This window comes from Kineosporia corallincola, from assembly GCF_018499875.1.
Lineage (GTDB): Bacteria > Actinomycetota > Actinomycetes > Actinomycetales > Kineosporiaceae > Kineosporia > Kineosporia corallincola.
Genome location: NZ_JAHBAY010000004.1, coordinates 349399 through 374172, shown reverse-complemented (window position 1 = coordinate 374172; position 24774 = coordinate 349399). Strand labels below are relative to the sequence as shown.

The window sequence follows — 24774 nt, the reverse complement described above, 5'->3', positions numbered from 1 at the left end:
TTCGCCAAGGGCAGCCACACCTCGACCGGCGGGCTCGTCGCGGCCGGGGCAGAGTGGACCGCACGCTGGGGCCGGGGTCGAACCACGGAACCGCCCAGGTACCACGGGAGATCTGTATGCCGCTCATCCGGAACCGGGCCGCTCACGTGCGCCGGGCCGTCGTCACCGGGGGCGCCGGGTTCCTCGGCAGCCACCTCTGCGGGAAACTGCTCGAGGAGGGCGTGGAGGTGCTGTGCCTCGACAACTTCCTCACCGGCACGCCCCGCAACGTCGAACACCTGCTCAGCGAGCCCGGATTCCGCTGCCTGCGCTACGACGTCACGGATTTCGTGCATGTCTCCGGCCCGGTCGACCTGGTGCTCCACCTCGCCTCTCCGGCCTCCCCGGTGGACTACCTGAGGTTCCCCGTGGAGACGCTGAACGTGGGCTCCATCGGCACCTGGCACGCCCTCGGCCTGGCCCGCGAGAAGCAGGCCCGGTTCCTGCTGGCCTCCACCTCCGAGGTGTACGGCGACCCGCAGGTGCACCCGCAGCCGGAGAGCTACTGGGGCCACGTCAACCCGGTCGGGCCGCGCGGGGTGTACGACGAGGCCAAGCGCTACGCCGAGGCGATGACCACGGCCTACCGCACCGCCCGTGGGGTGGACACGGCGATCGTGCGCATCTTCAACACCTTCGGCCCGCGGATGCGCCCGGACGACGGCCGGGCCGTCCCGACCTTCGTCCGGCAGGCCCTGGCCGGTGAGCCGATCACGGTGACCGGTGACGGGCTCCAGACCCGGTCGGTCTGCTACGTGGACGATCTGGTGCGCGGCATCCTGGCCCTGGCCCTGAGCGGGGAGCCCGGCCCGGTGAACATCGGCAACCCGCACGAGATGACCGTGGCCCGGATCGCCGAGGACGTGATCCGCGCCTGCGGCAGTTCCTCCACCGTGCGCTTCGTCGACCGTCCGGTGGACGACCCCCAGGTGCGCCGTCCCGACACCGCCCTGGCCCGCGAACGGCTGGGCTGGGAACCGCGGGTGAGCTGGGAGGACGGCCTGGCCCGCACGGTGGCCTGGTTCCGCGACGCGCTCGCGGCGCCGGCCGGGCCGGAACTCACCGTGGTGCGGTGACCGTCCCCGCCAGCCGGGGCAGGGCTGCGGCGACCACCTCGGGCGGCTGGACGGCGAGCAGGGCCGGGTCGGGCCGGGTGCCGTGCGGGTCGCCGGGGGCCTCGTCCGAGCCGTGCCACAGCACCTGGTGCAGGCCGGGGCGCAGGGCCGGGCCCCAGAGCCGGGGCGAGGTCGGGCCGAACAGCAGCACCGAGGGCGTGCCGACGGCCGTGGCGACATGGGCGACGCCGGTGTCGCCACAGATCAGCAGGCGGGCCGAGGCGATCAGGGCGGCCAGCTCGGGCAGGGTGGAACGGCCGGCCAGGTCGGTCGGCCCGGTTCCGGCCGGTGAGCTCGCCCCGGACAGCGTCGCGATCTCGTGGCAGAGCGGCTTCTCGTCCACCGATCCGGTCAGCACCACCCGCGCCCCGGCCCGCGCCAGATGCCGCGCGACCGCCGCCCACCGCCGCGCGGGCCAGCGCCTGCTGCCCGAGGCCGCGCCCGGATGAATCACGACATGCTCGCCGAGACACCAGGTCTCGATGCCCAGGGTGCCGCGCGAACCGCCGAGATGCATCACCGCCCTCGGGTTCAGGAACAGGTCGGAGCGGTCGCAGCCACCGCCGTCCGCACGCACCAGACGGCACCAGCGATCCACCTCGTGCTCCGGGCCGTGGTCCCAGGCCGGCCCGTCCGGGAACTCCGGGGTGGCGAAGGCGACCAGCCGGTCCGGCTCCGAGGACATGAGTAACCGGTGACTCTCGGGACCGCTGCCGTGCAGGTTCACGGCAACCGTGGGACGCCCGTCCACCCGCACCGGACGGTGCGGGCCCCGGGCGTCCACCACGGCGTCCACCAGCCCGAGTTCCCGCAACCACGACCCGATGGTGGACGGCGCCAGCAACGTCAGCCGCGCATCCGGGTACCGCCGCCGCAGGCCCCTCAGGGCGGGGACACCGGTGAGGGCGTCACCCAGCCCGAGAGCCCGCAGGATGAGCACATTCCCGGTGGTCACGGCCAGGACGGCTCGGTGGACGTGGCCACCACCAGTTCCCGGATCTCGCTGCCGGGTGGTTGCGACAGCACGGTGAGCACGGCCTGGGCGGTGTGTGCCGGGTCATTGAGGACGGCGTCGGGGCCCGGCCGGTACTGCTCCGTGCGACCGTCGAAGAAGGCCGTGCTCATGCCGCCCGGGATCAGCAGGGTCACGCCGACCTGCCCGGCCAGCTCGGCGGCCAGCGACCGGGTGAAGCCGACGACGCCGAATTTCGATGCGCAGTAGGCGGTCGCGTCGCCGACGGCCTTGATGCCGAGGGTGGAGGCGACCGTGACCACGGTGCCGTGGTTCTGCTTGAGGTGGGGCAGGCAGGCCCGCACCAGGGCGACGGTGCCGAACAAGTTCACCCGCACCACCCGTTCCCAGGTCTGGCTGTCGACGCCGTCGAGCGGGCCGCAGGCGTCGGTGCCGGCACAGGTGACCACTGCGTCGGGCGGGCCCACCTTCCCGATCAGCGCGGCCACCGCGTTCTCCGCCTCGGTGGTGTCGGACAGATCGGCCACGGCGTGTGCCACCACGTCGTCCTTCGGGGCGACCAGGTCGATGACGGCGGGCGTGCCGCCGGCCTCCCGCACAGCCGCGACCACCGCCGCTCCCAGGCCACCGGCCCCGCCGCTGACGAAGACGGTTCCCACCGGACGGTTCTGAATGCTCATCGGATCTCCTCCAGTTCGTGGTCGCGCTCCGCGCGATCCAGCATGGCGGTGGTGGAGCGGCCACTCAGGTAGGGCAGCAACAGCACCCGCCCGCCCCAGCTCCGTACCAGGCCGGCCTCGGGCATCGGGGCGCCGCCGTAGTCGCCACCCTTCACCCAGACGTCCGGGCGGAGCCGTTCCAGCGCCGCCCCCGGGTCGTCCTCGTCGAAAATGACCACGTCGTCGACGCATTCCAGGGACCTCAGCACCTCGGCCCGCTCGTTCTGCGGAACCACCGGCCGGCCCGGGCCTTTCAGTCTGGACACCGAGGCGTCCGAGTTCAGCAGCACGACCAGCAGGTCCCCGGCCCGGCGGGCGGCCCGCAGGCAGGAGAGATGGCCCACGTGCAGGAGATCGAAACAGCCTCCGGTGGCGACGACCCGGCCGCCCGCGGCGCGGGTCGCGGCGAGCTTCGCCTCCAGGCCCGGGCCACGGCCGGTGGCGCCGGCCTCACGCGCCGGCGTGGACCCGACGGCGAAACCGGCTGTGCCACCAGCCTCCACCCAGGCCGACGCGTCCCCCACCGCGGCGGTCACCGCTTCGGACAGCACCCGGCCACCGGCCAGTCCCACCGCCACCGAGGCGGCGAACCGGTCCCCGGCACCGCACGGATCCCCGGCGGCCGGCCGGGCCGGCACGTACAGCGTCTCGCTGCCGGTCCGTGACAGGTGGGCCCCCGCCTCCCCGGCCGTGACGCACACACCCCGCACCCGCCACCGCTCCCGCAACCGGGTGGCCAGCACGTCGGGCGTCACCCCGGTCCCGGCCGGCTCCCCCGCCGCTCTCAGCGCACCCTCGGCCTCGGCCAGATTCGGCGTCACCAGCAGGCACCCCGGCACCGGGTCGCCGCCGCGCGGGTGCGGGTCCCAGAGCACCGGCCGCCGGGCGGCGGCGCGGACGAGCAGCTCGCGCAGTTCCGGATGCCGGGTGACACCGGCGCCGTAGTCCGAGACCAGCACCACGTCGGCGGACTCCAGCACCTCGTCCACCCGGTCCACGGAGTCCGGCACCGGCGTGCCCGGACCGCCCTCGTCCAGTCGCAGCAGGCACTGCCCGGAGGCCCGCAACCGGGTCCTGGTGCGTGTCCCCCCTTCGTGCCCGAGGGCCAGCAGGCGGACATGGGGCGCGAGGAGGTCGCGCAGACGTCGTCCGTCGTGGTCGTCGGCGACCGGCGCCACCAGGGTGACCCGCACGCCCTCGCCCACGCACAGCAGGGCCGTCAGCCCGGCGCCACCCGGGCGTTCGGCCGTGCGCGAGGCGTCGAGCACCGGCACCGGGGCGTCCGGGGCGATCCGGGTGACGCTTCCGTGCACGTCACGGTCGAGCAGCAGATCACCGAGCACGACGACGTGGCGCGTCATCGGGAGCCCACCCGCTCCGGCACGGCACCGCGCAGCTGGGCGTCCAGCGCGGCACAGATCGCGTGCACCGCCATCAGGTGCACCTCCTGCACGGCGGACGTGCTGTCCGAATCCACGCAGACGGCCTCGTCGGCCGCCGCCGCCAGCGGGCTGCCGTCCGGGCCGGTCAGCGCCCAGACCGAGATGCCCTGCTGCGCGGCACGTTCGGCGGCGGCGAGCAGGTTCGGGCTGCGGCCACTGGTGGAGAGCAGCATCAGCACGTCACCCGTACGGCCGTGGGCCTGCACCTGCCGGGCGAACATCTCGCCGATGCCGTAGTCGTTGACCAGCGCGGTCAGGCTGGAGGTCTCGGCACTCAGGCAGAGGGCCGACAGCGGGCGCCGCTCGCCCACGAACCGGCCCACCAGCTCGGCGGTGAGATGCTGTGCCTCGGCGGCACTTCCGCCGTTCCCAGCCACCAGCAGCCGTCCACCGGACCCGAACACCCCGGCCAGGCGGCGTCCCCAGGAGTCCAGCAGCGGGCCCTGCCGGCGCAGCGAGACCAGGCCCGGGGCAAGGTCTTCCAGGTGCCGGTCGATCCAGGTGACCGGCTGCTGCGGCGGGGCCGGCGGGGCGGGGACCACCCGCAGGCCGGCGGTCACAGCGCCTCCAGGGCGGGCACCCGGTCGTGGGCGGCCACGCTCCGGTAGGCCTCCTCCACCTGTTCGGCCACCCGGCTCCAGCCGTAGTGCCGCTCGGCCCGGCGGCGCGCCGCCCGCCCCATCCGGGCGCGCAGTTCTTCGTCACCGGCCAGCCGGCGCAGTGCCGCCGCCAGGGCACCCGGATCGCGGGGCGGCACGAGAATGCCGGTCTCACCGTCTTTCACGGTGTCGAGCAGCCCGCCCACCGCGCTGCCGACCAGGGGACGCCCGACGGCCATCGCCTCCAGCGGAACGATGCCGAACGGCTCGTACCAGGGCGTGGCCACCACGACGTCCGCCCGGCGCAGCAGTCCGGGCAGACGGTCCTGCCCGACGGCGCCGGTGAGCTCCACCCGGTCGGCCACCCCGTGCCGCCGGGCCCGGTCGAGCAGACGTCGTGCCTCTGGATCGTGGTGCAGGCCGGAGGCTTCCGGCCCGCCGACCACCACCAGCCGGGCACCCGGCACCCGCGGCAGGGCGTCCACCACGGTGTCTATCCCCTTGCGCGGCACCAGCCTTCCCACGCAGACCAGGTTCAGCACACCAGGGCTGCTCGGAACCGGCGTGTGCGTGCTGCCTTCCGGCGCGAACCGCTCCACGTCCACCCCGCACGGCACGACCCGCACGTGACACCGGGCCGCCCCGGCCCGGTGCAGCTCGGCCACCTCGTCCGAGCAGGTGGCCAGCACCAGGTCGGCGGTCTCGGCCAGCATCCGCTCCACCGCGATCCGCCGGGCCGGGCTGGTGTCACGTGCCCCCTGGAACCGGCGCTTCACCGAGCCCAGGGCGTGGAAGGTCTGCACCAGCGGGATCCGCCGCCCGGGCACGAGCTGGTTCGCGGTCAGCGCGGCGACGCCGGACATCCAGAAGTTGGCGTGCAGCACGTCCGGCCGCCCGGCCGCGCCGAGCAGCCAGGTCTCGGCCAGCCACCGGCCGAAGTCCGGCATCCAGCGCAGCATCTCGTCCTTCGGCAGCACCCGGGCCGGGCCGGCCGGCACATGCACCACGGTGACGCCCGGAACCATCTCGACGACGTCGGGCAGGTAAGGGTCGTCACGCCGGGTGTACACGGCGACCTCGTGGCCACGTGCCGCCAGGGCCCGGGCCAGGGAGGCGACGTAGACGTTCTGCCCACCGGCGTCCTGCCCGCCGAGCGCGGCCAGAGGGCTGGCGTGCTCGGAAATCATGCCGATCCTCATCGGAGCATCTCCTTCACGATCGCGTCCCAGTCGGCGAGGCTGCGGTCCAACCCGTAGCGACTGAGCGCGTACTGCCTTGCTGTCAGCCCGATCTCGCGGGCTTCCTGGGGATCCGCCAGCCAGCGCCGGGCGGTGGCGGTGAGCACCCTCAGGTCGTTGCTGACCACCCCGGCACCGGGCGGTACGGCCACCGGGGCCTCGGTGGTGGCCAGAGCCAGCACCGGCATGCCGAGGGTCATCGCCTCGATCAGTGACAGGCCCAGGCTGGTCCACCGGTAGGGGTGCAGGTACAGCCGGTGCCTCCCGAGCATCCGGTGCAGCTCGGCCTGCGGAACATCTTCGTGCACACGGCCTTTGACGTCCGGAATGTGATCGGGCAACTGTTCCACGCCCATGCCGTACACGTCCACCGGCACCTCGGCCGCGACCCGGGCGACCAGGTCGGTGCCGGCCACCCGGGCGCGGCGTACCGGCTCGTTGACGACCACGGCCACCGACGCGTCGTCCCCGGTGTACAGGTACCCCGGATCCACGATGCCGTGCTCCACCACCCGGGTCGGGGCGAGACCGTTGTCCCAGGCCATCTCGTTGAACCGGGTGACGTGCACCAGCGGGACGTCGTCGTGCCCGGCCAGCGGGTGCATCGACGACACGGCCGGGCCGGACGGGGTGTTGTGCTCGACGTACACGGCGGGAACGTCTGTCCCCGGTCGTCTTCCGGTCCACTCCCGGGTGAGTTTCAGTTCGTGCGGGCGTTGCAGCACGACCAGGTCGATCGGCAGGCCGGCGAGTTCGGCCGGCGTCACCTCGCGGGCGTTCGGGGGCCAGTCCCAGGTGCGGGCGCGGCCCCGGCCGTCGGGGCCCCGGCCGGGCAGGACGGGAATCAGATAGGTGTGGTCACCCTGGACGAACGACGTCATCCACGAACCGTGGACGTGCCAGATCAGTATGTTCGGCATCGGTCTCCATGACAGAGTCACTGTCACCGGCGGAGACCGTGTTCTCGATCGGTCCGGCGAAACGTTCTACTGCTCGGGCCACCTCGGCCGCACTGACGCCGCTGAGGCAGGGATGGCCGGGAACCGGGCACTCACGGGCGCGGCTGCCGGCACAGGGAGCCTGCTGGTCGCCGAGCAGCACGACCGGTACTCCGTAGGGGGCCCAGCGGCCTGCCGGCACGACGGGCGAGAACAGTGACACCACGGGGGTTCCCACGGCGGCCGCCAGGTGCGCGGGGCCGGTGTTGCCGGTGACCACGCAGGCCGCGGCGCGCAGCACGGCGGCCAGTTCCGCCAGATCGGTGCGGCCCGCCAGATCGGTACATCCAGGAGCATACGCCGCTGCGGCGAGCTCGACCTCCTGCGGGCCGCCGGTGATCACCACCCGGTGCCCGCGCGCCACGAGTTCCGCCGCGATCCGGTGGGCGTGCGCCGGCAGCAGCCCTCGCGACGGCACCGAGGCCCCCGGGTGCAGCACCACGTAACCACTTCCGCCGGCCGGGTTCCCGGTGCCCGGCGGGATCGAGACGCGCAGCCGGGAATCATCGGTGGCCGGCGCCCCGGCCGCCGTCGCCAGCTGGAGCGCGGCCTCGACCTCGTGCACCTCCTGCCGTCGGTGCCGCACGTCGAGCAGTGACCCCGGGTAGTCCTCACTGTCGGCCACGATCCGCGGCACGCCGGCCATCCGGGCGAGCAGGGCCATCGGCAGCGGACTCTGGTGGAACGAGGTGAAGACGACCGCGAGATCGTACTTCTGGTGGGTCATGTCGACGACCAGGGCACTGATCGCGGCCGGATTCACCGCTGCGGGCCGGAATCCGGACCAGGGGACGTCGAAGACCGTCAGCCGGTCCACGCCGGGCAGCAGTCCGGCCGCCGCCCGGCCCGCGGGCGACACCAGGAGGTCGAGACGGTCGGACGCGGCCGCCAGCGCCCGCACGGCCGGGCCGGTGAGCAGCACGTCCCCGTCGCTGTCCAGCCGGACGGCCAGGGTGCGGGTCATCGTCGCGTCCCACCGGCTGCCGGGCTGCGGCCCGTCCCGGAGGCGGGGTCCAGGGCAGGGCCAGGAGCGGGGTGGGCAGGTTCACCGGTTCCCCCGGCCAGGCGGACGGCGAGCCCCACGGCCTCCAGCAGATCCGCGGCGACCACCGGTGCGGCGGCCACCTCCTCCGGACGGGTCTGCGCCGTCGGCACCAGCACCGCCCGGGCCCCGGCGCTCACGGCGGCCCCCAGGTCTGCACCGATGTCACCGACCACCAGGCACTCGTACGGCTCCACACCCAGTTCCCGGGCGGCCGCCAGTACCAGCCCGGGGCCAGGCTTGCGGCAGGCACAATCCGCACCGGAGCTCTCCGGGCCGTGCGGGCAGTAGCGCCAGACGCCCAGTCCGCCCAGCCGGCGGTCGATCTCCGCATTGACGTCCTCCACCTGCCGGATGGTCAGCAGCCCCCGCGCCACGCCGGACTGGTTGCTCACCACCCCGGTCCGCAGCCCGGCCGCCCGCACCGCGTCCAGGGCCTCGCGGGCGAAGGGCATCAGCTTCACCCGGTCCGGGTCACCGTTGTAGGGCACGTCACGTACCAGCGTGCCGTCGCGGTCGAACAGCACCGCGCGCACCGGCGGGGGCCAGGCCGGCGCCCCACGCCGCACCCGCCAGGCCCCCCGCAGCCGGTGGGCCACGGCGGCCGGGGGAATGGCCAGGCTGGTCACCAGCATGCGCCGGGCCTCGGCGCCGAACTCCGGATCGCCCGGCCGGGGGCCGGGCAGCAGACGACGGCGCAGGAAGTCCGTGCTCAGGAACGCCCAGGCGGCCCCGGCCAGCGCCGCCTCCCGCGGCCTGCCCACCGCCACCGCCGCACCGGCTCCCACCAGGGCCAGCGTGGTGGCCACGTGCCGGGGGAAGGCACCGGTCGGCACGTCGCCGTCCTCGCGCCAGCCCGGCCCGTGCAGCACCCGCATCAGCACGTCGTCGGCGTTGCCCCGCTGCGCCCGCAGGCTGACCAGGTCATCGGCCGGGCGCACCGGATGCAGGGTGACGCGTTCCCCCCGGGTCAGCCGCCATCCGGCCCGCAGCACCCGCAGGGCCAGGTCGGCGTCCTCCCGGTAGGCCCGGGGGAAGCGCTCGTCGAAACCGTGCACCTGCTCCAGCGCGGACCGGCGGTAGGCCATGTCGGCCGTGGCCCAGGCGGCGTCCTGGAGACCCGCCGTCCCCCGTTCCCAGTCGGTCGGGCGGCGGTGCCCCGGCAGCGGCACGTGCAACTGGGCCTGGCTGCCCGCCCCGTCGGCCGGAACCGCCCGCAGGTCCTCGGCCAGTGCCTGCGCCCAGTGCGGCAGCAGTTCCACGTCGTCGTCGAGGAACACCACCCAGGGCGCGCTGGTACAACGCCATCCGGCGTTGCGGGCGGCCGCCGGGCCGCGTCCCTGCGTGCGCACGACACGCGTCGGAAAGGGCAGTGCGGCAAGAACAATGGGGGACGCCGCGGCACTCGCCCCCGGCGGTGCGGGCCGGTCGTCCACCACCACCAGCTCGGCCGGGCGGGGGCCGGCCTGCCCGGCCAGGGTCTCCAGCAGCCGGTACAGGCTGGGACGGCCGATGCTCGGGACCACGACGGCGTAGTCGTGCGGGCCGGTCATGCCGGTGCCCCCGCCCCGGTCATCTGCGAGCGCCGGACCAGGTGCGGCCCCAGCACCAGCAGGTCCACCGGCGCCGAGCCGAACAGCTCCAGGGCGTCGCGGGGGTCGTCGACCATCGGCCGGCCGGCCGTGTTCAGGCTGGTGTTGATCACCACCGGCACCCCGGTGCGCCGCTCGAACGCCCGGAGCAGGCCGGCGATGCCGGGATTCGTCGCGTCGTCCACCGTCTGGATCCGGGCGGTGCCGTCGACGTGCACCACGGCCGGGATCCGGTCGCGCCAGGCCGGTGCCACGTCGTGGACGAAAAGCATGTACGGACTGGGGATCGGGCCGCCGGAGAAGATCTCCGGGGCGCGGTCGGCGAGCACCATCGGGGCGACCGGGCGGAACTGCTCACGCCCCTTCACGTCGTTGAGCCGTTCCAGGTTGTCGGCGACGGTGGGGTTGGCGATCAGCGAGCGCCGGCCCAGGGCCCGCGGGCCGTACTCGCTGCGACCGTCGAACCAGGCGATGACGCCGTTGCGTGCCAGCACGTCGGCCACCTCGCCGGCCAGGTCGGGCGGGGTGGTGAAGGGCACGGCGGCGCGGCGCAACCAGGCCGCCAGTTCGTCGTCCGTCCACGACCGGCCGAGGGCGGCCGTGGGCATCGGCGCGGGCACCTCGCCGCCGTCGGCGCTGACCTGGAGGGCCGCGCCCAGCGAGGTGCCGGCGTCGCCGGCGGCGGGCTGCACCCAGACCTCCTCGAACGGGCTCTCCCGCCAGATCCGGCTGTTGGCGACGCAGTTCAGCGCGGTGCCGCCGGCCATCGTGAGCACCCGGTCGCCGGTCTGTGCGTGCAGCCAGGTGGCCAGGTCGACCAGCACCTCCTCCAGCCGGGCCTGCACGCTGGCGGCCAGGTCGGCGTGCTCGCCGCCCCAGCTGCCGTCGTCCACGCGCGGCGGCGCCCAGCGGTTCCAGTCCAGGGTGGGCGCGACGAAGCCGCCCTCGCCGTCGGCGCGGATCAGCTCGCGCATTTCTTCCAGCCAGCGCGGTTTTCCGTAGGAGGCGAGGGCCATCACCTTGAACTCGTCGCTGGAGCGCAGGAATCCGAGGTGTTCGGTCAGTGATTCGTAGACCAGGCCGAGGGAGTGCGGCAGCGCCTGTGCGGCGAGGGTGTCCAGGTGGCCGTTGCGGTAGCGCCCGGCCAGGTGCGAGGCGCGTTCGCCGCGCCCGTCGAGCACCAGCACCGAGCAGTCACCGTGCGGTGAGGCCAGTCCGGCCGAGGCGGCGTGCGCCACGTGGTGCGGCACGAAGCGCACCTGCTCCGGATCCAGGCCGGGCAGGGCACTGGCGAGGAAGTGCGGGGCCCGTTCGGCATAGGTGAGACGCAGGTGGTCCCAGGGGTCGCCGGCGACGGGCTCGGCGAGGGCCGGGTCGAACGAGTAGGCCACCACGTCGATGTCGGAAGGTTTCAGCCCGGCCTCGGCCAGGCACCAGCGCAGGCTCAGTTCGGGCAGTTCCCAGGCGGAGAAGGGAACCGGGCGCTTGCCGTGCTTGCGACGGCTGAAGCGTTCCTCCTCGGCGGCGGCGACGGTCTGCCCGTCGATCACCAGAGCCGCTGAGGGATCATGAAATATCGCGTTCACCCCGATGACTCGCATGATCGGCAACTTCTCACGCACTTTCGGGAGCCGCATCTCTTCCCGGCCCCTTTTACATCCTCACTCGCCGGTATTTCCGGACCCGGGTAGCGTCGTGAGATATGGGAATGACCAAGCAGAATGATCTTTCCGTGCATGAACTTCTGCCATCGGCAGGACTTTTCAGCGGTTCGCAGATTCTCCAGTGGATCGCGGGAGAATCCCGGCCGGGCGGCGGAAAAGATCTACCGCTGACCGACGCCGTCACCGGCTCGAAACGCGGTGATCTCCGGGCGTCCTCCCCCGGCGACGTGGATTCCGCCGTCACGTCGGCCGCACAGGCTTTTCCGCGATGGCGCCACACTCCCGCCTCCGAGCGGGCCGCGGCCCTGCGTGAGGCGGCCGCGACGGTCCGGGCGCACACCGGCGAGCTGGGCCGCATCCTGTCGCGTGACACCGGCCGGTTGCTCGGCCAGGCCACCGACTCGGCCGCGGTGGCCGCGGACCTGCTCGACGAGGCAGCCGTCACCGGGGTGCTGGAGGCCGGCCGCTCCCTGGCCGGGAACCCGCTGGCGGTCGATGCCGTGCGCCGTGAGCCGCGCGGTCCGGTCGCCGTCCTCACCCCCTGGAACGACCCCTACCCGGCAGCGGCCGGGCTGCTGGCCGCCGCCCTGGTGACCGGCAACACGGTGGTGCACAAGCCGTCGGAACGCAGCCCCGCGGCGGGCTGGGCCCTGGCCTCGCTGATCGCCGCGCGGCTTCCCGCGGGGGTGCTGAACGTGCTGGCCGGTGACGGCGAGGTGGGCGCCGCACTGGTGGCCGACCCGCGGGTGGCGGTGGTGGCCCACATCGGCAGCACCGCCACCGGGCGCGACATCGCCCGGGTGGTGGGCGGGCGCGGCGGCCGGGTGCTGCTGGAGAACGGCGGCAAGGACCCGATCGTGGTGGACAGCGGCGTGGACCCGCGCTGGGCGGCCGAGCAGATCGCGATCGGCGCGTTCACCAACACCGGCCAGCTGTGTACCTCGGTGGAGCGCGTCTACCTGCACCGCGACGTGGCCGAGGCGGTCACCGCCGAGCTGGTGCGGATCGCCGAGGCGATGGTGACGGGCGATCCCGGCGCGAGCGGCACCGACCTCGGGCCGCTGGTCGACGAACGTCAGCTGGCCGTGGTGGCGCGGCACGTGGACGAGGCGGTGGCGGCCGGCGCGACCTGCCTGACCGGCGGCCGGCGACTCGACCGGCCGGGCTGCTTCTACCCGCCGACGGTGCTCACCGGCTGCCGTCCCGACCTGGCGGTGATGCGCGAGGAGACGTTCGGGCCGGTGGCCGCGATCATGACCGTGCCGGACTTCGACGAGGCCCTGAAGGCGGCCGACGACACCGACTACGGCCTGGCCGCGACCGTGCTGACGCCGTCCACCGCGCATGCCCTGCGCGCCGCCGCCGAGATCGACGCGGGCACGGTGAAGGTGAACGCGGTGTTCGGCGGCGCTCCCGGCGGTTCGGCCGACCCGCGCCGCGGCAGCGGCCACGGGCCGGGTTTCGGCCCGGCCCTGCTCGGTGAGTTCACCGCGCTCAAGGCGGTGCACATCGAGGCCGCGCCGTGACGCGACGTCGCGAGTCGCCGCCCCCGGCGGTCCGGGCGAGGATGGAGGCCGTCGCGGCATCCGGTCGAACCCACCGGCCGGACGCCGTCGGAGCGGGGAGCGGGTCATGAGGATCGTCGTCACCGGCGCCAGCGGGAACCTGGGGTCGGCCCTGCTGCGGCGCCTGCGCACGCTCGGGCACGAGGTGGTCGGGGTCTCCCGCCGCCGTCCCGCGGGCGACCCGCCGTGGGCCGAGCTCGATCTGTCCGACCCGGCCTGCCGCGAGCGGCTCAGCGAGACGTTCACCGGCGCCGACGCGGTGGTGCACCTGGCCTGGAAGCTGCTGCCCGCGCACGACGAGGCGCGGTTACGGCTGACCAACGTGATCGGCGCCGACCATGTGCTCACCGCCGCGGCTGCCGCGCAGGTGCCGCACCTGCTCGTGGTGTCGAGCGTCGGGGCCTACTCTCCCGGTCCGAAAGACCGCACGGTGGAGGAGGACTGGCCCACAGACGGAGTGGGGGCGTCGGTCTACGCCCGGCACAAGGCGGCGGTGGAGCGGCTGCTCGACCGGTTCGAGGTCGACCATCCGCAGACCGTGCTCACCCGGGTGCGTCCCGGCCTGGTGTTCCAGGCGGCGGCCGCCGGTGAGATCGCCCGGCTCTTCCTCGGGCCGCTGGTGCCCACCGGGCTGATCGGCCGGGTGCGCCCGCCGGTCGTACCGCTGCCCGCCGAGCTGGTGTTCCAGGCGGTGCACGCCGACGACGTGGCCGGCGCGATCAGCACCCTGCTGAACGCCCGGGCCGGTGGGGCCTTCAACGTCGCCGCCGATCCGCCGTTGCACCCGTCCGACCTGGCCCGGAGTCTTGGTGGACGACGCACGGCCCGGCTGCCGCTCGGCGTGCTGCGGGCCCTGGCCGCCGCCACCTGGCGGCTGCGGCTACAGCCCACCGAGCCCGGGTGGATCGACCTGGCCGCCTCGGTGCCCCTGATGTCCACCCGCAGACTGCGCGAACTGGGCTGGGAACCGGAGCATTCCAGCCTCGACGCGTTGGGCGAGCTGCTCGCGTCGATGCGGGCCCGCGACGGTGACCCGCGGTTCCCGCCCCTGCACCCCGGTCGCACGAACGTGTCGCGCTGACCCGTTGCACCACGTCGTCACCTGCCTTGTCGCGCTGAAGTGGCGAGGCCTGCACGATCTGGAAGAGTCACGTAGTAGCTCAGCCCGACAGGGATTTCGGTGCCGTATGAGCATTTCCGTGAAACAAACCGCGGATTCCGATCTGAACCACGGAACGGAGACCAGCGATGCGAGCTGTCACATGGCAGGGCGAACGAGACATCCAGGTCCTCGACGTACCCGACCCGGTGCTGAAGGACCCGACCGACGTGATCGTGCGGGTGACCTCCAGCGGCCTGTGCGGATCCGACCTGCACCTGTACCAGCCCCTCGGGCCCTTCCTCGACCCGGGCGACATCCTCGGGCACGAGCCGATGGGCGTCGTCGAGGAGGTCGGCCCCGAGGTGAGGAACCTGCGGGTGGGCGACCGGGTGGTGGTGCCGTTCAACATCTCCTGCGGCACCTGCTTCATGTGCTCCCAGGGACTCCAGTCGCAGTGCGAGACCACGCAGGTGCGCGAACAGGGCATGGGCGCCTCGCTGTTCGGCTACACCAAGCTGTACGGCCAGGTGCCCGGCGGCCAGGCCGAGTACCTGCGTGTGCCGTTCGGCGACACGCTGCCGATCAAGGTGCCGGACGGCCCGCCCGACGCGCGTTTCCTGTTCCTGTCCGACGTGCTGCCCACCGCCTGGCAGGGCGTGCGCTACGCGAACGCCCCGAAAGACGGCACGCTGGTGGTGCTCGGCCTGGGCCCGATCGGCGACATGGCCACGAGAGTCGCGATGCACCAGGGCATCCGCCAGGTGATCGGCGTGGACCTGGTGCCGGAGCGGCTGGAGCGCGCCGCCGCGCACGGTGTGCACACCATTGACCTGAGCCGGCACGAAGACGACCTGACCGAGCTGATCCGCGACCTGACCGACGGCCGCGGGCCGGACTCGGTGATCGACGCGGTCGGCATGGAGGCGCACGGCTCGCCCGGTGCCGGGCTGGCCCACCGGGCCACCGGCTTCTTGCCCGGCCCGATCGCCCGCCGGCTCATGCAGACCTCCGGCGTGGACAAGCTGCACGCCCTGCACCTGGCCATCGACCTGGTGCGCCGCGGCGGCACGGTGTCGCTCAGCGGCGTGTACGGCGGGATGGCCGACCCGCTGCCGATGATGACCATGTTCGACAAGCAGATCCAGCTGCGGATGGGCCAGGCCAACGTGTGGCGCTGGGTGCCCGAGATCCTGCCGCTGCTGGAAGACGGCGACCCGTTCGGCGTGGAGGGTTTCGCCACGCACACGCTGCCGTTGTCGCAGGCCCCGGAGGCCTACGCCGAGTTCCAGAAGAAGCAGGACGGCATGGTCAAGGTCGTCTTCCAGCCCTGACCCTCTTCACCCTTCTTCAACCTTCTTCAACCCGAGGAGATCCGAATGCCCACTCGCCGCAAGCCCGACCAGAGTGCCCCGGACGAGGTCAGCCCCACCGGGGCGGAGTCCGGCTCGGCCGATTCCCGGGCCCAGTCGGGTGATGTGCTGACGACCGCCCAGGGGCTGCGCCTGCCCGACACCGACCACTCGCTGAAGGCCGGGCGGCGCGGTCCCACGCTGATGGAAGACTTCCATCTGCGCGAGAAGATCACGCATTTCGACCACGAGCGCATTCCGGAGCGGGTGGTGCACGCCCGTGGTGCCGCCGCGCACGGGGTGTTCCGGTCGTACGGCACGAAGATCACCCGGGCCCGCTTCCTGGCCGAGAAGGGCCGGGAGACCGAGGTTTTCGTGCGATTCTCCACCGTGCTGGGCTCGCGCGGCTCAGCCGACACGGTGCGCGACACCCGGGGCTTCGCCACCAAGTTCTACACCGACGAGGGCAATTTCGACCTGGTCGGCAACAACATGCCGGTGTTCTTCATCCAGGACGGGATCAAGTTCCCCGACGTCATCCACGCCGGCAAACCGCACCCGGACCGGGAGATCCCGCAGGCCCAGTCGGCGCACGACACCTTCTGGGACTTCGTGTCGCTGCACACCGAGGCCACCCACCACGTGTTCTGGAACATGAGCGACCGGGGCATCCCGCGCTCGTACCGCACGATGGAGGGTTTCGGGGTGCACACCTTCCGGCTGGTGGACGCCGCGGGGAACAGCTCGCTGGTGAAGTTCCACTGGAAGCCGGTGGCCGGGGTGCACTCGCTGGTCTGGGAGGAGGCGCAGATCGCGGCCGGGGTGGATCCCGACTTCCACCGCCGCGACCTGGCCGACGCGATCGAGGCCGGCGCCTTTCCGGAGTGGGAACTGGGCGTGCAGGTGATGCCCGACGACAGCACCGAGACCTTCGCGGGCATCGACCTTCTCGACCCGACCAAGATCGTGCCCGAGGAACTCGCCCCGGTGCAGCCGCTCGGCCGGCTCACGCTGAACCGTAACCCGACCAACTACTTCGCCGAGACCGAGCAGGTCGCCTTCCACACCGGCAACCTGGTGCCGGGCATCGAGGTGACGAACGACCCGCTGATGCAGGCACGGTTGTTCTCCTACCTCGACACCCAGCTCACCCGGCTGGGCGGGCCGAACTTCACCCAGCTGCCGGTCAACCGGCCGCACTGCCCGGTCAACGACATGCTGCGCGACGGCATGCACCAGACCGCCGTGCACACCGGAGTCGCTCCGTACCAGCCCAATTCACTGGACGACGGGCTGCCCGCGACCGATCCGGAGAACGGCTACACCCCGACGCCGCGCCGGGTCGAGGGCAACGTGGAGCGGGCCGACCCGGTGTCGTTCGAGGACCACTTCACCCAGCCGGCGATGTTCTACCGCAGCCTGACCCCGGTCGAGCAGGCGCACGTGGCCGAGGCCTTCACCTTCGAGCTGGGCAAGTGCTACGAGCAGGCGATCAAGGAACGCGAGCTCGCCGTGCTGGCCCACGTCGACACCGGGCTGGCCGCGGTGGTCGCCCAGGGCCTGGGACTGCCCGTGCCGAAGGGCATTCCGCAGGTCGGCGAGGTGCAACTGTCTCCCGCCCTGTCGCAGGTGGTGGAGGTGCCGGGCCCGATCGCCGGCCGCAAGGTGGGCGTGATCGCCGACTCCGGCTCCGACCTGTCCGGCCTGCGCACGCTGCGCAAGGCCCTGACCAAGCTGGGCGCCGAGCTGCTGGTGATCGCGCCGGCCGGTGGGTTCATCGGCTCGGGCCGGTCCCGGGAGGTGGTGCAGCGCACCGTGCTCACCGCCCGCTCGGTCGAGTTCGACGCGGTGCTGGTGGCCGACGGCACCGGGCACGCGCCGGACATCAAGACGGTGATCCTGCTCCAGGAGATGTACCGGCACTGCAAGGCCGTCGGGGCCTGGGGCGACGGGATCGAGGTGCTCACCGGTGCGGGCGTCCCGGAAAACGGCCCGGGTGTGCTGCACGCCGATTCCGCCGACAAGACCTTCACCGCCGAGTTGGTCACCGCCCTCGGCCTGCACCGGGTGTGGGAACGCGCCGACGTGGTGATGGCCGACGCGGTGGCACCGGCCTGATGGACGCGCTCCCCGCCCTGCTGCGCGAGGGCTACCTCTGGTTGCCGCACCGTCGCTCGAAGGAGAGCGGTGCGGCGACCCGGGGCCGGCTGGCCGGGCTGCGTTTCACCGGCGTCGAGGGATCGGACGCCCTGCGGTTCTTCTACGACGAGAACAACATCCGGCGTTCCGGGGCGATGCCCGAGCCAATTCTCTCCACCCTGTTCGGTCACGGCGCGGTGCACACCCTGGACGGCGAGGAGCACCGGCACCGCAAGGCCGTGTTCACCCACCTGCTCATGCCGCCGGAGTCGGTGGCCGGGCTGACCGCGGCGGTGATGCGGTCGTGGGAGGCCGAGCGGCCGGCCTGGGCCGGGCGTGAGCGCGTGGTGCTGTTCGACGCGAGCGCCCGGGTACTCACCCGGGCGGTGTCCGGCTGGGCCGGGCTCGATCCGGACGAGGGCGAGATCGACCGCCTGCGCGACGATCTGGTCGCGATGGTCGACGGTTTCGCCACGGCGGGTCCCCGGCACTGGCGGGCCCGGGCGGCCCGCTATCGCCGGGAGCGATGGCTGTCCGGCATCGTGCGTGAGGTGCGCGCCGGCACCCTGGCGGCCCGGGAGGGCACGGCGCTGGAGGTGATCGCGCGGCACCGCGACCGGGACGGCGTACTGCTGCCGGAGCGGGTCGCCGCGGTCGAGGTGCTCAACGTGCTGCGGCCCACGGTGGCGATCTGCTGGTTCGTCACCTACGCCGCGCACGCCCTGCACTTCTGGCCGCAGCACCGGGAACGGCTGGCCGCCGGGGACACCGCCTTCGCCACCGCCTTCCAGCACGAGGTGCGCCGCTACTACCCGTTCGCCCCGTTCATCGGTGGCCGGGCCGCGCGCGACACCGGCTGGGCCGGCACCCCGATCCCCGGCGGCAGCATGGTGCTGCCTGATCTGTACGGGCAGAACCACGACGAGAGGGTGTTCCCCCGGCCGTACGACTTCCGGCCCGAGCGGTTCGTCGAGAACCCGCCCGGAGAATGGGATCTCGTACCGCAGGGGGCGGGCGACCCGGAGACCGGGCACCGCTGCCCGGGCGAGCGCATCGTGGTCGGCGTGCTGGAGGCGCTCAGCATGCGGCTGGCCGCCTCGCACTACCGGGTGCCGCCGCAGAACCTGCACATCCGGGCCGACCGGATCCCGGCACGGGTGGCGAGCGGTTTCGTCGTCACCAGTTTTTCCTGACAGGAGAGTCACTTTCGCATGACGGATCAGTACACCTTCACCAACCCGGTCGAGCAGTACCGGATGCCGGAGCCCGACGAGCAGTACCAGGACGGGCCCGGCCTGGACCGGGAGCTGCGGCCGAAGGCCGACCACGGCGAGAAGAGCTACCGCGGCACCGGGCGGCTCGGCGGGCGCCGGGCCCTGATCACCGGCGCGGACTCGGGCATCGGCCGGGCGGTGGCGATCGCCTTCGCCCGGGAGGGAGCCGACCTGGTGCTCTCCTACCTGCCCGAGGAACAGCCCGACGCCGACGAGGTGGCCCGGCTGGTCACCGAGGCCGGGCGGCGGGCGGTGCTGGCCCCGGGCGACGTGGCCGACGAGAAGTTCGCCCGCGGTCTGGTGCGCACCGCCGTGCGCGAGCTCGGCGGGCTGGACCTGGTGGTGAACGTGGCCGGGCGCCAGCAGACCGAGGAGAAGCTGGAAGACATCACCTCGGACAGCTTCGACCTGACCATGCGCACCAACATCCACGCGATGTTCTGGATCGTCCAGGAGGCGCTGCCGCACCTGCCGGCCGGCTCGGCGATCATCAACACCAGCTCGGTACAGGCCTACAGCCCCTCCCCCACGCTGGTCGACTACGCCACCACCAAGGCCGCGATCAACACCTTCAGCAAGGCCCTGGCCCAGCAGCTGGCACCGCGCGGCATCCGGGTGAACGTGGTCGCGCCCGGCCCGGTCTGGACGCCGTTGCAGGCCGCGGGCGGTCAGCCGCCGCAGAAGCTGCCGGAGTTCGGGCAGCAGACCCCACTGGGCCGGCCGGGGCAGCCGGCCGAGCTGGCGCCGGCCTACGTGTACCTGGCCTCGGCCGAGTCCGGGTTCACGGTGGGCGAGACGCTGACCGTGACCGGTGGTATGCCGACTCCCTAGGAACCTCACCGGAAAGGAACCCGTCATGCCGAAGACCACGAAGAGCGGGCAGCCGAAGCAGAGTGAGCTGCCCTCCACGCTGAAGCATTCCGGCGCCAAGGCGCAGCGCACCTTCACCAAGGCCTACGACTCGGCGATCGACGAGTACGGCGACGAACAGCGGGCCCACCAGGTGGCCTACGCCGCCCTCAAACACACCCACGAGAAGGTGGGCGACCGCTGGGAGCCGAAGGAGAAGAACGGCCCCTCCGACGCTCAGGCCGAGGGCGGGCGCGACACGCATCGCGAGACGGCCGGCGGGGTGAACGCGAACGCCGGCAAGGAGCACCTGATGGACGTCGCCCGGCGGCTGGAGGTGCGTGGCCGCTCGCGGATGACCAAGGCCGAGCTGGTGGACGCGATCCGGAAGGCGAACGACCGGGCGAGCGCCCGCTCCCGCTGACATCGACCCGACATTGACCCGGCTTCGCGACGACGGGAGCACGCCACGTAACCTTGATGCCGGGCAGGCCCGGTTCCCCGGGTGAGGCAGGGCCCACTGTGAGTCCTGCCCTCGCTCACCGCTGCCGGGCAGGACACGTGTCCCGGTACGGGGAAGCGGGAGGGTCAGGATGCCGAACAACCACACGATCGCCGACCATCAGCAGCCGTCCGTCGTCCTCTCAGAAGACACGCCCACCAGCGGGGACCCGGGTCAGGCACTCGGTGAGGCGCTGATCATGCTGCGCTCCGCCCAGGAGACGCTGTTCGGCCAGTCGGCCGTGGCCGGGGAGCCGCTGTCGCCCGAGACGATGACCCGGGTCGCGGAAGACCTGGTGCTCGCCGAGGAGGAGCTGACCGCACAGCTGGCCGAGGTGGAGAGCGCGGCGCAGGCCCAGCGGCAGGGCAGGGCCCTGACCCGCCGGCTGCTCGGCTCGCTGCCGATCGCGGTGCTCACCACCGACCGCGAGGGCGCGATCGTCGAGGCCAACCCGGCGGCCGAGGAGCTGCTGCGGGTGCCGATGCGGGCGCTGGAGCGGCACAAGCCGGTGTTCGCCTTCATCGACGTCGCCGACCGGCGCACCGCACGCGGTGCCCTGGCCGCGGTCAAGCTCCGGGGTGAGGCGACCATCGCCACGATCACCCTGACCCCGCGCGAGGGCGAGCCGGTGACCTGCCAGGTCGTCGTCACTCACTGGCCCGCCGAACGAGCCGGTGACCGGGAGCCGGTGCAGTGGGTGCTGCAACCCGTCGCCCCCGACGCGGCCTCGGCCGACGAGCTGTACCGCCAGATGCTGGTGGAACTGTCGCGGCTCGGCGTCGGCGACGCCGACCTGGGCACGCTGCTGCGGCGCGTGGCAGAGCTGGCCACCCGCGCCACCCCGGGGGCGCAGGCCGCGTCGATCGTGATCGGCGACCCGTCCGACCCGGCCACCATCGTCTCCACCTCGCCGTCGGCCCAGGCCGCCGACGGGGTGCAGTACATGAACGCGGCCGGTCCGGTCTTCGACGCCTTCACCAGCGGCGAACCGGTGCTCACCCACGACCCGCTCGATGACCCGCGCTGGCCGGCCCTGCACCGAGCGGCCGGGAGCGGAACGGGCAGCGGTGAGGGTCCGGGCAGCTGGCTGGCCCTGCCCCTGGTGCTGGAGGAACGGACCGCCGGTGTGCTCGTGCTCTACGCCGCCGGGCAGGACTTCACCGAGGAGACGGCCGGGCAGGCCGCCCCGTTCGTGGCGGCGGCCGGCACGCTGGTGCGTGATGTCCGCACGATGCAGGAGATCCGCCAGGTGCAGGAGCAACTGCGGGAGGCACTGTCGTCGCGCGCCGTCATCGACCAGGCCAAGGGGATGATCATGCTGACCCGGCAGTGCTCCGCCGAGGAGGCGTTCGCCGTGCTGGTCAAGATGAGCAACGACAGCAACCGCAAGATCCGCGACCTGGCCGCCGAGTTCGTCGACGAGGCCGTCAAGGGCCGTCCGCCCATGCACTAGGGTCGCTTGATCGGCTTCTGCCAGAAACGTGGATACCGATCAACAGACGGAGGTTGTCACGTGGCCCAGCGTGACGTGGTGGTCGTCGGTGCGAGCGCCGGCGGGGTCGAGGCGATCACCAGATTGCTGTCCCCCCTGCCGGCCGATCTGCCGGCCTGCGTGCTGGTGGTGCTGCACACCCCGGCCACCGGCGTGAATGCCCTGGCCACCATCCTGAGCCGGGTCACCGCGCTCAAGGTGGTGGCGGCGGAGGGCGAGACGCCCTTCGAGCGCGGGTCGGTCATCGTCGCCCGGCCCGACCATCATCTGCTGGTGGTGGACGACCGGGTGATCCTCACCCGGGGCCCGCGGGAGAACGGTCACCGGCCCGCCGTGGACGTGCTGTTCCGTTCCGCGGCAAGGGTTCTCGGCCCGCGCGTGGTGGGCGTCGTGCTGTCCGGGGCGCTGGACGACGGCTCGGCCGGTCTGGTCTCGGTGCGCGCCCGCGGCGGTGTCGCGATCGTGCAGGACCCGCTGGACGCCGCGCAACCGGGGATGCCGGCCAACGCGATCGCCGCCGCGGACCCGGAGCACGTACTGCCGCTCGATGCCATCCCGGCCACCCTGACCGGACTGGTCGGCGCGGAGGTGGGCGAGGTGCCCACCCCCGCGCCGGGCGACCCGCTCGGCGAGGAGGTCGAGATCGCCCGGCACGGCTCGTCCCGCGCTGCCGGGCGCCAGCACTACCAGAGCAATCCCGCCGGGCTGACCTGTCCCGACTGCCACGGGCCGCTGTTCGCGATCGACGAGGCCGGCTATGTCCGCTACCGGTGCCTCACCGGGCACGCCTGGTCGGCCGAGAGCCTGCTGGCCGAGACCGACGCCGCGCTGGAGGGCGCGCTCTGGATGGGCCTGCGGTCGCTGGAGGAGAAGGCATCGCTGGCCGACAACATGAGCACCCGGGCCAGGACCCACGATCAGCCCCTGGTGGCCCGCCGATTCGCCGAGCAGGCCGCGGAGGCCCGCGAGGCCGCAGCCCTGATCCGCCGGACACTGCTCGCGAATCCCGGTGCCGGGCGGGCCGGTGACCACGCCGAACAGTCCGAGTCCACGGAAAGCGCATGACTACCGAGAACAACCGGCCGGCCACCGCGAACCGGCCCGTCAGCGAACCGGACCCGCAGTTCGAACGGCTGCTCCAATACCTCAAGGAGGCGCGGCGGTTCGACTTCACCGGTTACAAGCGCACCAGCCTGATGCGCCGGGTGAACCACCAGATGCAGGTCACCCAGACCAGCAGCTACGAGGACTACCGGGACTACCTGGAACTCAATCCCGACGAGTTCACCAAGCTGTTCAACACCATCCTGATCAACGTCACCAGTTTCTTCCGGGACGCCGACGCCTGGAACCAGCTGCGCTCGGAGATCCTGCCGACCCTGCTGGAGCAGAAGGGCGCGGCGCCGATCCGGATCTGGAGCGCGGGCTGCGCCACCGGCGAGGAGGCCTACACCCTGGCCATCTGCCTGGCCGAGGAGATGGGCGTGGAGCAGGTGCGCCAGCGGGTCAAGATCTACGCCACCGACGTGGACGAGGAGGCACTGGCCGAGGCCCGGATGGCCACGTTCAACGAGCGCCAGCTGCGCAACGTGCCGAAGGAGCTGGTGGAGAAGTACTTCGAGCACTCCGGCCAGCGCTACACCTTCGCCAAGGAACTACGCCGCTCGGTGATCTTCGGCCGCAACGACCTGGTGCAGGATGCGCCGATCTCGCACATCGACCTGCTGCTGTGCCGTAACACGCTGATGTACTTCAACGCCGAGACGCAGAGCAACATCGTGCAGCGGCTGCACTTCGCCCTGGAGAACACCGGGGTGCTGTTCCTCGGCAAGGCCGAGATGCTGCTGACCCATTCCGCGGTGTTCACCCCGATCGACCTCAAGCGCAGGTTCTTCCGCAAGGTGGCGATCCCGAACCACCGGGCCGAGCGCGGCCTGATCATCGGGTCGTCCCCGGTCTACGGGCAGCCGGAGAACCACGACTACCAGGGCAAGGTGCGCCACGAGGCGCTGAACTCCAGCCCGGTGGCGCAGATTCTGCTCGACCTGGAAGGCCGGCTGCTGCTCAGCAACCAGCGGGCCGGAGCACTGTTCGGCCTCACCTCCCGCGAGATCGGCCGCCCGCTGCAAGATCTCGAGCTGTCGTACCGGCCGGTGGAGCTGCGCTCGCACATCGACCAGGCCCTCACCGACCGGCGCCCGGTCTGGGTGCGCGACGTGGAGTGGACCCGCGGGCAGAACACGGTGTGGCTCGACATCCAGGTGGCGCCGCTGCTCGACCGGGACGGCGCGTTGCTGGGCACCAGCCTGTTCTTCACCGACGTGTCGCGTTACCGGCAGCTCCAGGGCGAGCTGGAGTACGCGCACCGGCAGCTGGAGACCGCCTACGAAGAACTCCAGTCCACCAACGAGGAACTGGAGACCACCAACGAGGAACTCCAGTCCACGGTGGAGGAGCTGGAGACGACGAACGAGGAGCTCCAGTCCACCAACGAGGAACTGGAGACGATGAACGAGGAGCTCCAGTCGATGAACGACGAGCTCCAGTTCAGCAACACCGAGCTGCGCGAGCGCACCGACGAGGTGACCAGCCTCAACAACTTCATGGAGATGATCCTCACCGCGCTCCAGGCCGGGATCACCGTGGTGAACCGGGATCTCCAGGTGCAGGTGTGGAACTCGCGCTCGGAGGAGCTGTGGGGGCTGCGGCAGGAGGAGGCCGTCGGCGAGCACCTGCTGAACCTCGACATCGGCCTGCCGGTGCAGCATCTGCGACCACTGATCCGGCAGGCCCTGGCCGACGACGGTGAGCAGAGCTCGATCACACTCGACGCGGTGAACCGGCGGGGTCGCGCGATCCGGCTGAACGTGGCGGTGAGCCCGCTGCGGCAGACCGACGACCAGCCGGCCGGGGCGCTGATCGTGATGAGCGTGCAGGAGTGAACGTCCACGACTGATGCGGGGGCACAGCGTGCTCGCCTGGACGGACCGGCGAGTCGGACCTAGCGTTGATCTCCGGTGCACCGTTCACGGTCGAGACAGCGGCAGACGGACGGTGGCTCACGGACGCGGGGAGCACCCG

The 24774-nt window shown here is 72.5% G+C and carries 20 protein-coding genes; 11 read left to right on the top strand and 9 right to left on the bottom strand.

The window, feature by feature from the left end:
- Nucleotides 1–116 precede the first annotated feature (116 nt).
- Entirely contained in the window at nucleotides 117–1115 is a 999-nt protein-coding gene (locus KIH74_RS11935; RefSeq protein WP_214155936.1) for a UDP-glucuronic acid decarboxylase family protein, read from the top strand.
- Here KIH74_RS11935 and KIH74_RS38545 read toward each other — a convergent pair.
- The 9 genes from KIH74_RS38545 to KIH74_RS11890 are packed head-to-tail and all read right to left on the bottom strand — an operon-like array spanning nucleotide 1099 to nucleotide 11358.
- Nucleotides 1099–2109 carry a glycosyltransferase family 9 protein gene (locus KIH74_RS38545; RefSeq protein ID WP_214155935.1) on the bottom strand — a complete coding sequence of 337 codons (1011 nt, stop codon included), beginning with the start codon at nucleotides 2107–2109 and terminating at the stop codon, nucleotides 1099–1101. The genes KIH74_RS11935 and KIH74_RS38545 overlap by 17 nt on opposite strands.
- On the bottom strand, nucleotides 2106–2807 hold the full coding sequence (locus KIH74_RS11925; RefSeq protein ID WP_214155934.1) for an SDR family oxidoreductase: 702 nt from the start codon (nucleotides 2805–2807) through the stop codon (nucleotides 2106–2108). The genes KIH74_RS38545 and KIH74_RS11925 overlap by 4 nt, the downstream gene beginning before the upstream one ends.
- Nucleotides 2804–4207, bottom strand: coding sequence for a PfkB family carbohydrate kinase (locus tag KIH74_RS11920; protein ID WP_214155933.1), 1404 nt, complete (start codon nucleotides 4205–4207; stop codon nucleotides 2804–2806). The genes KIH74_RS11925 and KIH74_RS11920 overlap by 4 nt, the downstream gene beginning before the upstream one ends.
- Nucleotides 4204–4785: a D-sedoheptulose-7-phosphate isomerase gene (locus tag KIH74_RS11915; RefSeq protein WP_372492049.1), complete on the bottom strand. Its 582-nt coding sequence runs from the start codon at nucleotides 4783–4785 to the stop codon at nucleotides 4204–4206. Before KIH74_RS11915 ends, KIH74_RS11920 begins: the two co-directional genes overlap by 4 nt.
- 59 nt (nucleotides 4786–4844) lie before the next feature.
- On the bottom strand, nucleotides 4845–6086 hold the full coding sequence (locus tag KIH74_RS11910; protein WP_214155931.1) for a glycosyltransferase: 1242 nt from the start codon (nucleotides 6084–6086) through the stop codon (nucleotides 4845–4847).
- Nucleotides 6083–7006 carry a glycosyltransferase gene (locus tag KIH74_RS11905; protein WP_214155930.1) on the bottom strand — a complete coding sequence of 308 codons (924 nt, stop codon included), beginning with the start codon at nucleotides 7004–7006 and terminating at the stop codon, nucleotides 6083–6085. The genes KIH74_RS11910 and KIH74_RS11905 overlap by 4 nt, the downstream gene beginning before the upstream one ends.
- A complete protein-coding gene (locus KIH74_RS11900) occupies nucleotides 6984–8087 on the bottom strand; it encodes a glycosyltransferase family 9 protein (RefSeq protein WP_214155929.1) in 1104 nt (367 codons plus the stop codon). Before KIH74_RS11900 ends, KIH74_RS11905 begins: the two co-directional genes overlap by 23 nt.
- Nucleotides 8084–9718 carry an HAD-IIIA family hydrolase gene (locus KIH74_RS11895; RefSeq protein WP_214155928.1) on the bottom strand — a complete coding sequence of 545 codons (1635 nt, stop codon included), beginning with the start codon at nucleotides 9716–9718 and terminating at the stop codon, nucleotides 8084–8086. The genes KIH74_RS11900 and KIH74_RS11895 overlap by 4 nt, the downstream gene beginning before the upstream one ends.
- On the bottom strand, nucleotides 9715–11358 hold the full coding sequence (locus tag KIH74_RS11890; RefSeq protein WP_214155927.1) for a carbamoyltransferase family protein: 1644 nt from the start codon (nucleotides 11356–11358) through the stop codon (nucleotides 9715–9717). Before KIH74_RS11890 ends, KIH74_RS11895 begins: the two co-directional genes overlap by 4 nt.
- A gap of 131 nt (nucleotides 11359–11489) precedes the next feature.
- On the opposite strand from KIH74_RS11890, the gene KIH74_RS11885 reads away from it, so the two are divergent.
- From KIH74_RS11885 to KIH74_RS11840, 10 genes are all read left to right on the top strand, one after another.
- Nucleotides 11490–12947 (top strand): aldehyde dehydrogenase family protein, encoded by a 1458-nt coding sequence (locus KIH74_RS11885; protein ID WP_214155926.1) that lies wholly within the window; start codon nucleotides 11490–11492, stop codon nucleotides 12945–12947.
- 106 nt (nucleotides 12948–13053) lie between these two features.
- Complete coding sequence (locus tag KIH74_RS11880; protein ID WP_214155925.1) at nucleotides 13054–14067, top strand: NAD-dependent epimerase/dehydratase family protein; 1014 nt, start codon at nucleotides 13054–13056, stop codon at nucleotides 14065–14067.
- 167 nt (nucleotides 14068–14234) lie between these two features.
- Nucleotides 14235–15419: a zinc-dependent alcohol dehydrogenase gene (locus KIH74_RS11875; RefSeq protein ID WP_214155924.1), complete on the top strand. Its 1185-nt coding sequence runs from the start codon at nucleotides 14235–14237 to the stop codon at nucleotides 15417–15419.
- Between the two features lie 45 nt (nucleotides 15420–15464).
- The gene (locus tag KIH74_RS11870) at nucleotides 15465–17555 is read left to right on the top strand and encodes a catalase (protein ID WP_214155923.1); all 2091 of its coding nucleotides are present in this window, start codon (nucleotides 15465–15467) and stop codon (nucleotides 17553–17555) included.
- Nucleotides 17555–18769: a cytochrome P450 gene (locus KIH74_RS11865; RefSeq protein WP_214155922.1), complete on the top strand. Its 1215-nt coding sequence runs from the start codon at nucleotides 17555–17557 to the stop codon at nucleotides 18767–18769. Before KIH74_RS11870 ends, KIH74_RS11865 begins: the two co-directional genes overlap by 1 nt.
- An 18-nt stretch (nucleotides 18770–18787) precedes the next feature.
- A complete protein-coding gene (locus tag KIH74_RS11860) occupies nucleotides 18788–19681 on the top strand; it encodes an SDR family oxidoreductase (RefSeq protein WP_214155921.1) in 894 nt (297 codons plus the stop codon).
- Between the two features lie 25 nt (nucleotides 19682–19706).
- Nucleotides 19707–20123, top strand: coding sequence for a ChaB family protein (locus tag KIH74_RS11855; RefSeq protein WP_214155920.1), 417 nt, complete (start codon nucleotides 19707–19709; stop codon nucleotides 20121–20123).
- A 169-nt stretch (nucleotides 20124–20292) separates the two neighbouring features.
- Complete coding sequence (locus tag KIH74_RS11850; protein WP_214155919.1) at nucleotides 20293–21654, top strand: ANTAR domain-containing protein; 1362 nt, start codon at nucleotides 20293–20295, stop codon at nucleotides 21652–21654.
- 60 nt (nucleotides 21655–21714) lie between these two features.
- On the top strand, nucleotides 21715–22758 hold the full coding sequence (locus tag KIH74_RS11845; RefSeq protein ID WP_214155918.1) for a chemotaxis protein CheB: 1044 nt from the start codon (nucleotides 21715–21717) through the stop codon (nucleotides 22756–22758).
- A complete protein-coding gene (locus tag KIH74_RS11840; RefSeq protein ID WP_214155917.1) occupies nucleotides 22755–24635 on the top strand; it encodes a CheR family methyltransferase in 1881 nt (626 codons plus the stop codon). Before KIH74_RS11845 ends, KIH74_RS11840 begins: the two co-directional genes overlap by 4 nt.
- The last annotated feature ends 139 nt before the right edge of the window (nucleotides 24636–24774 follow it).

What these genes read in the sequence shown, in the direction of transcription:
- KIH74_RS11925 (WP_214155934.1), bottom strand. Translation starts at nt 2,807, where the DNA reads ATGAGCATTCAGAACCGTCCGGTGGGAACCGTCTTCGTCAGCGGCGGG.
- KIH74_RS11840 (WP_214155917.1), top strand. Translation starts at nt 22,755, where the DNA reads ATGACTACCGAGAACAACCGGCCGGCCACCGCGAACCGGCCCGTCAGC.
- KIH74_RS11865 (WP_214155922.1), top strand. Translation starts at nt 17,555, where the DNA reads ATGGACGCGCTCCCCGCCCTGCTGCGCGAGGGCTACCTCTGGTTGCCG.
- KIH74_RS11905 (WP_214155930.1), bottom strand. Translation starts at nt 7,006, where the DNA reads ATGACGTCGTTCGTCCAGGGTGACCACACCTATCTGATTCCCGTCCTG.
- KIH74_RS11895 (WP_214155928.1), bottom strand. Translation starts at nt 9,718, where the DNA reads ATGACCGGCCCGCACGACTACGCCGTCGTGGTCCCGAGCATCGGCCGT.
- KIH74_RS11850 (WP_214155919.1), top strand. Translation starts at nt 20,293, where the DNA reads ATGCCGAACAACCACACGATCGCCGACCATCAGCAGCCGTCCGTCGTC.
- KIH74_RS11870 (WP_214155923.1), top strand. Translation starts at nt 15,465, where the DNA reads ATGCCCACTCGCCGCAAGCCCGACCAGAGTGCCCCGGACGAGGTCAGC.
- KIH74_RS11920 (WP_214155933.1), bottom strand. Translation starts at nt 4,207, where the DNA reads ATGACGCGCCACGTCGTCGTGCTCGGTGATCTGCTGCTCGACCGTGAC.
- KIH74_RS11875 (WP_214155924.1), top strand. Translation starts at nt 14,235, where the DNA reads ATGCGAGCTGTCACATGGCAGGGCGAACGAGACATCCAGGTCCTCGAC.
- KIH74_RS11860 (WP_214155921.1), top strand. Translation starts at nt 18,788, where the DNA reads ATGACGGATCAGTACACCTTCACCAACCCGGTCGAGCAGTACCGGATG.
- KIH74_RS11880 (WP_214155925.1), top strand. Translation starts at nt 13,054, where the DNA reads ATGAGGATCGTCGTCACCGGCGCCAGCGGGAACCTGGGGTCGGCCCTG.
- KIH74_RS11890 (WP_214155927.1), bottom strand. Translation starts at nt 11,358, where the DNA reads ATGCGAGTCATCGGGGTGAACGCGATATTTCATGATCCCTCAGCGGCT.
- KIH74_RS11910 (WP_214155931.1), bottom strand. Translation starts at nt 6,086, where the DNA reads ATGAGGATCGGCATGATTTCCGAGCACGCCAGCCCTCTGGCCGCGCTC.
- KIH74_RS11855 (WP_214155920.1), top strand. Translation starts at nt 19,707, where the DNA reads ATGCCGAAGACCACGAAGAGCGGGCAGCCGAAGCAGAGTGAGCTGCCC.
- KIH74_RS11935 (WP_214155936.1), top strand. Translation starts at nt 117, where the DNA reads ATGCCGCTCATCCGGAACCGGGCCGCTCACGTGCGCCGGGCCGTCGTC.
- KIH74_RS11900 (WP_214155929.1), bottom strand. Translation starts at nt 8,087, where the DNA reads ATGACCCGCACCCTGGCCGTCCGGCTGGACAGCGACGGGGACGTGCTG.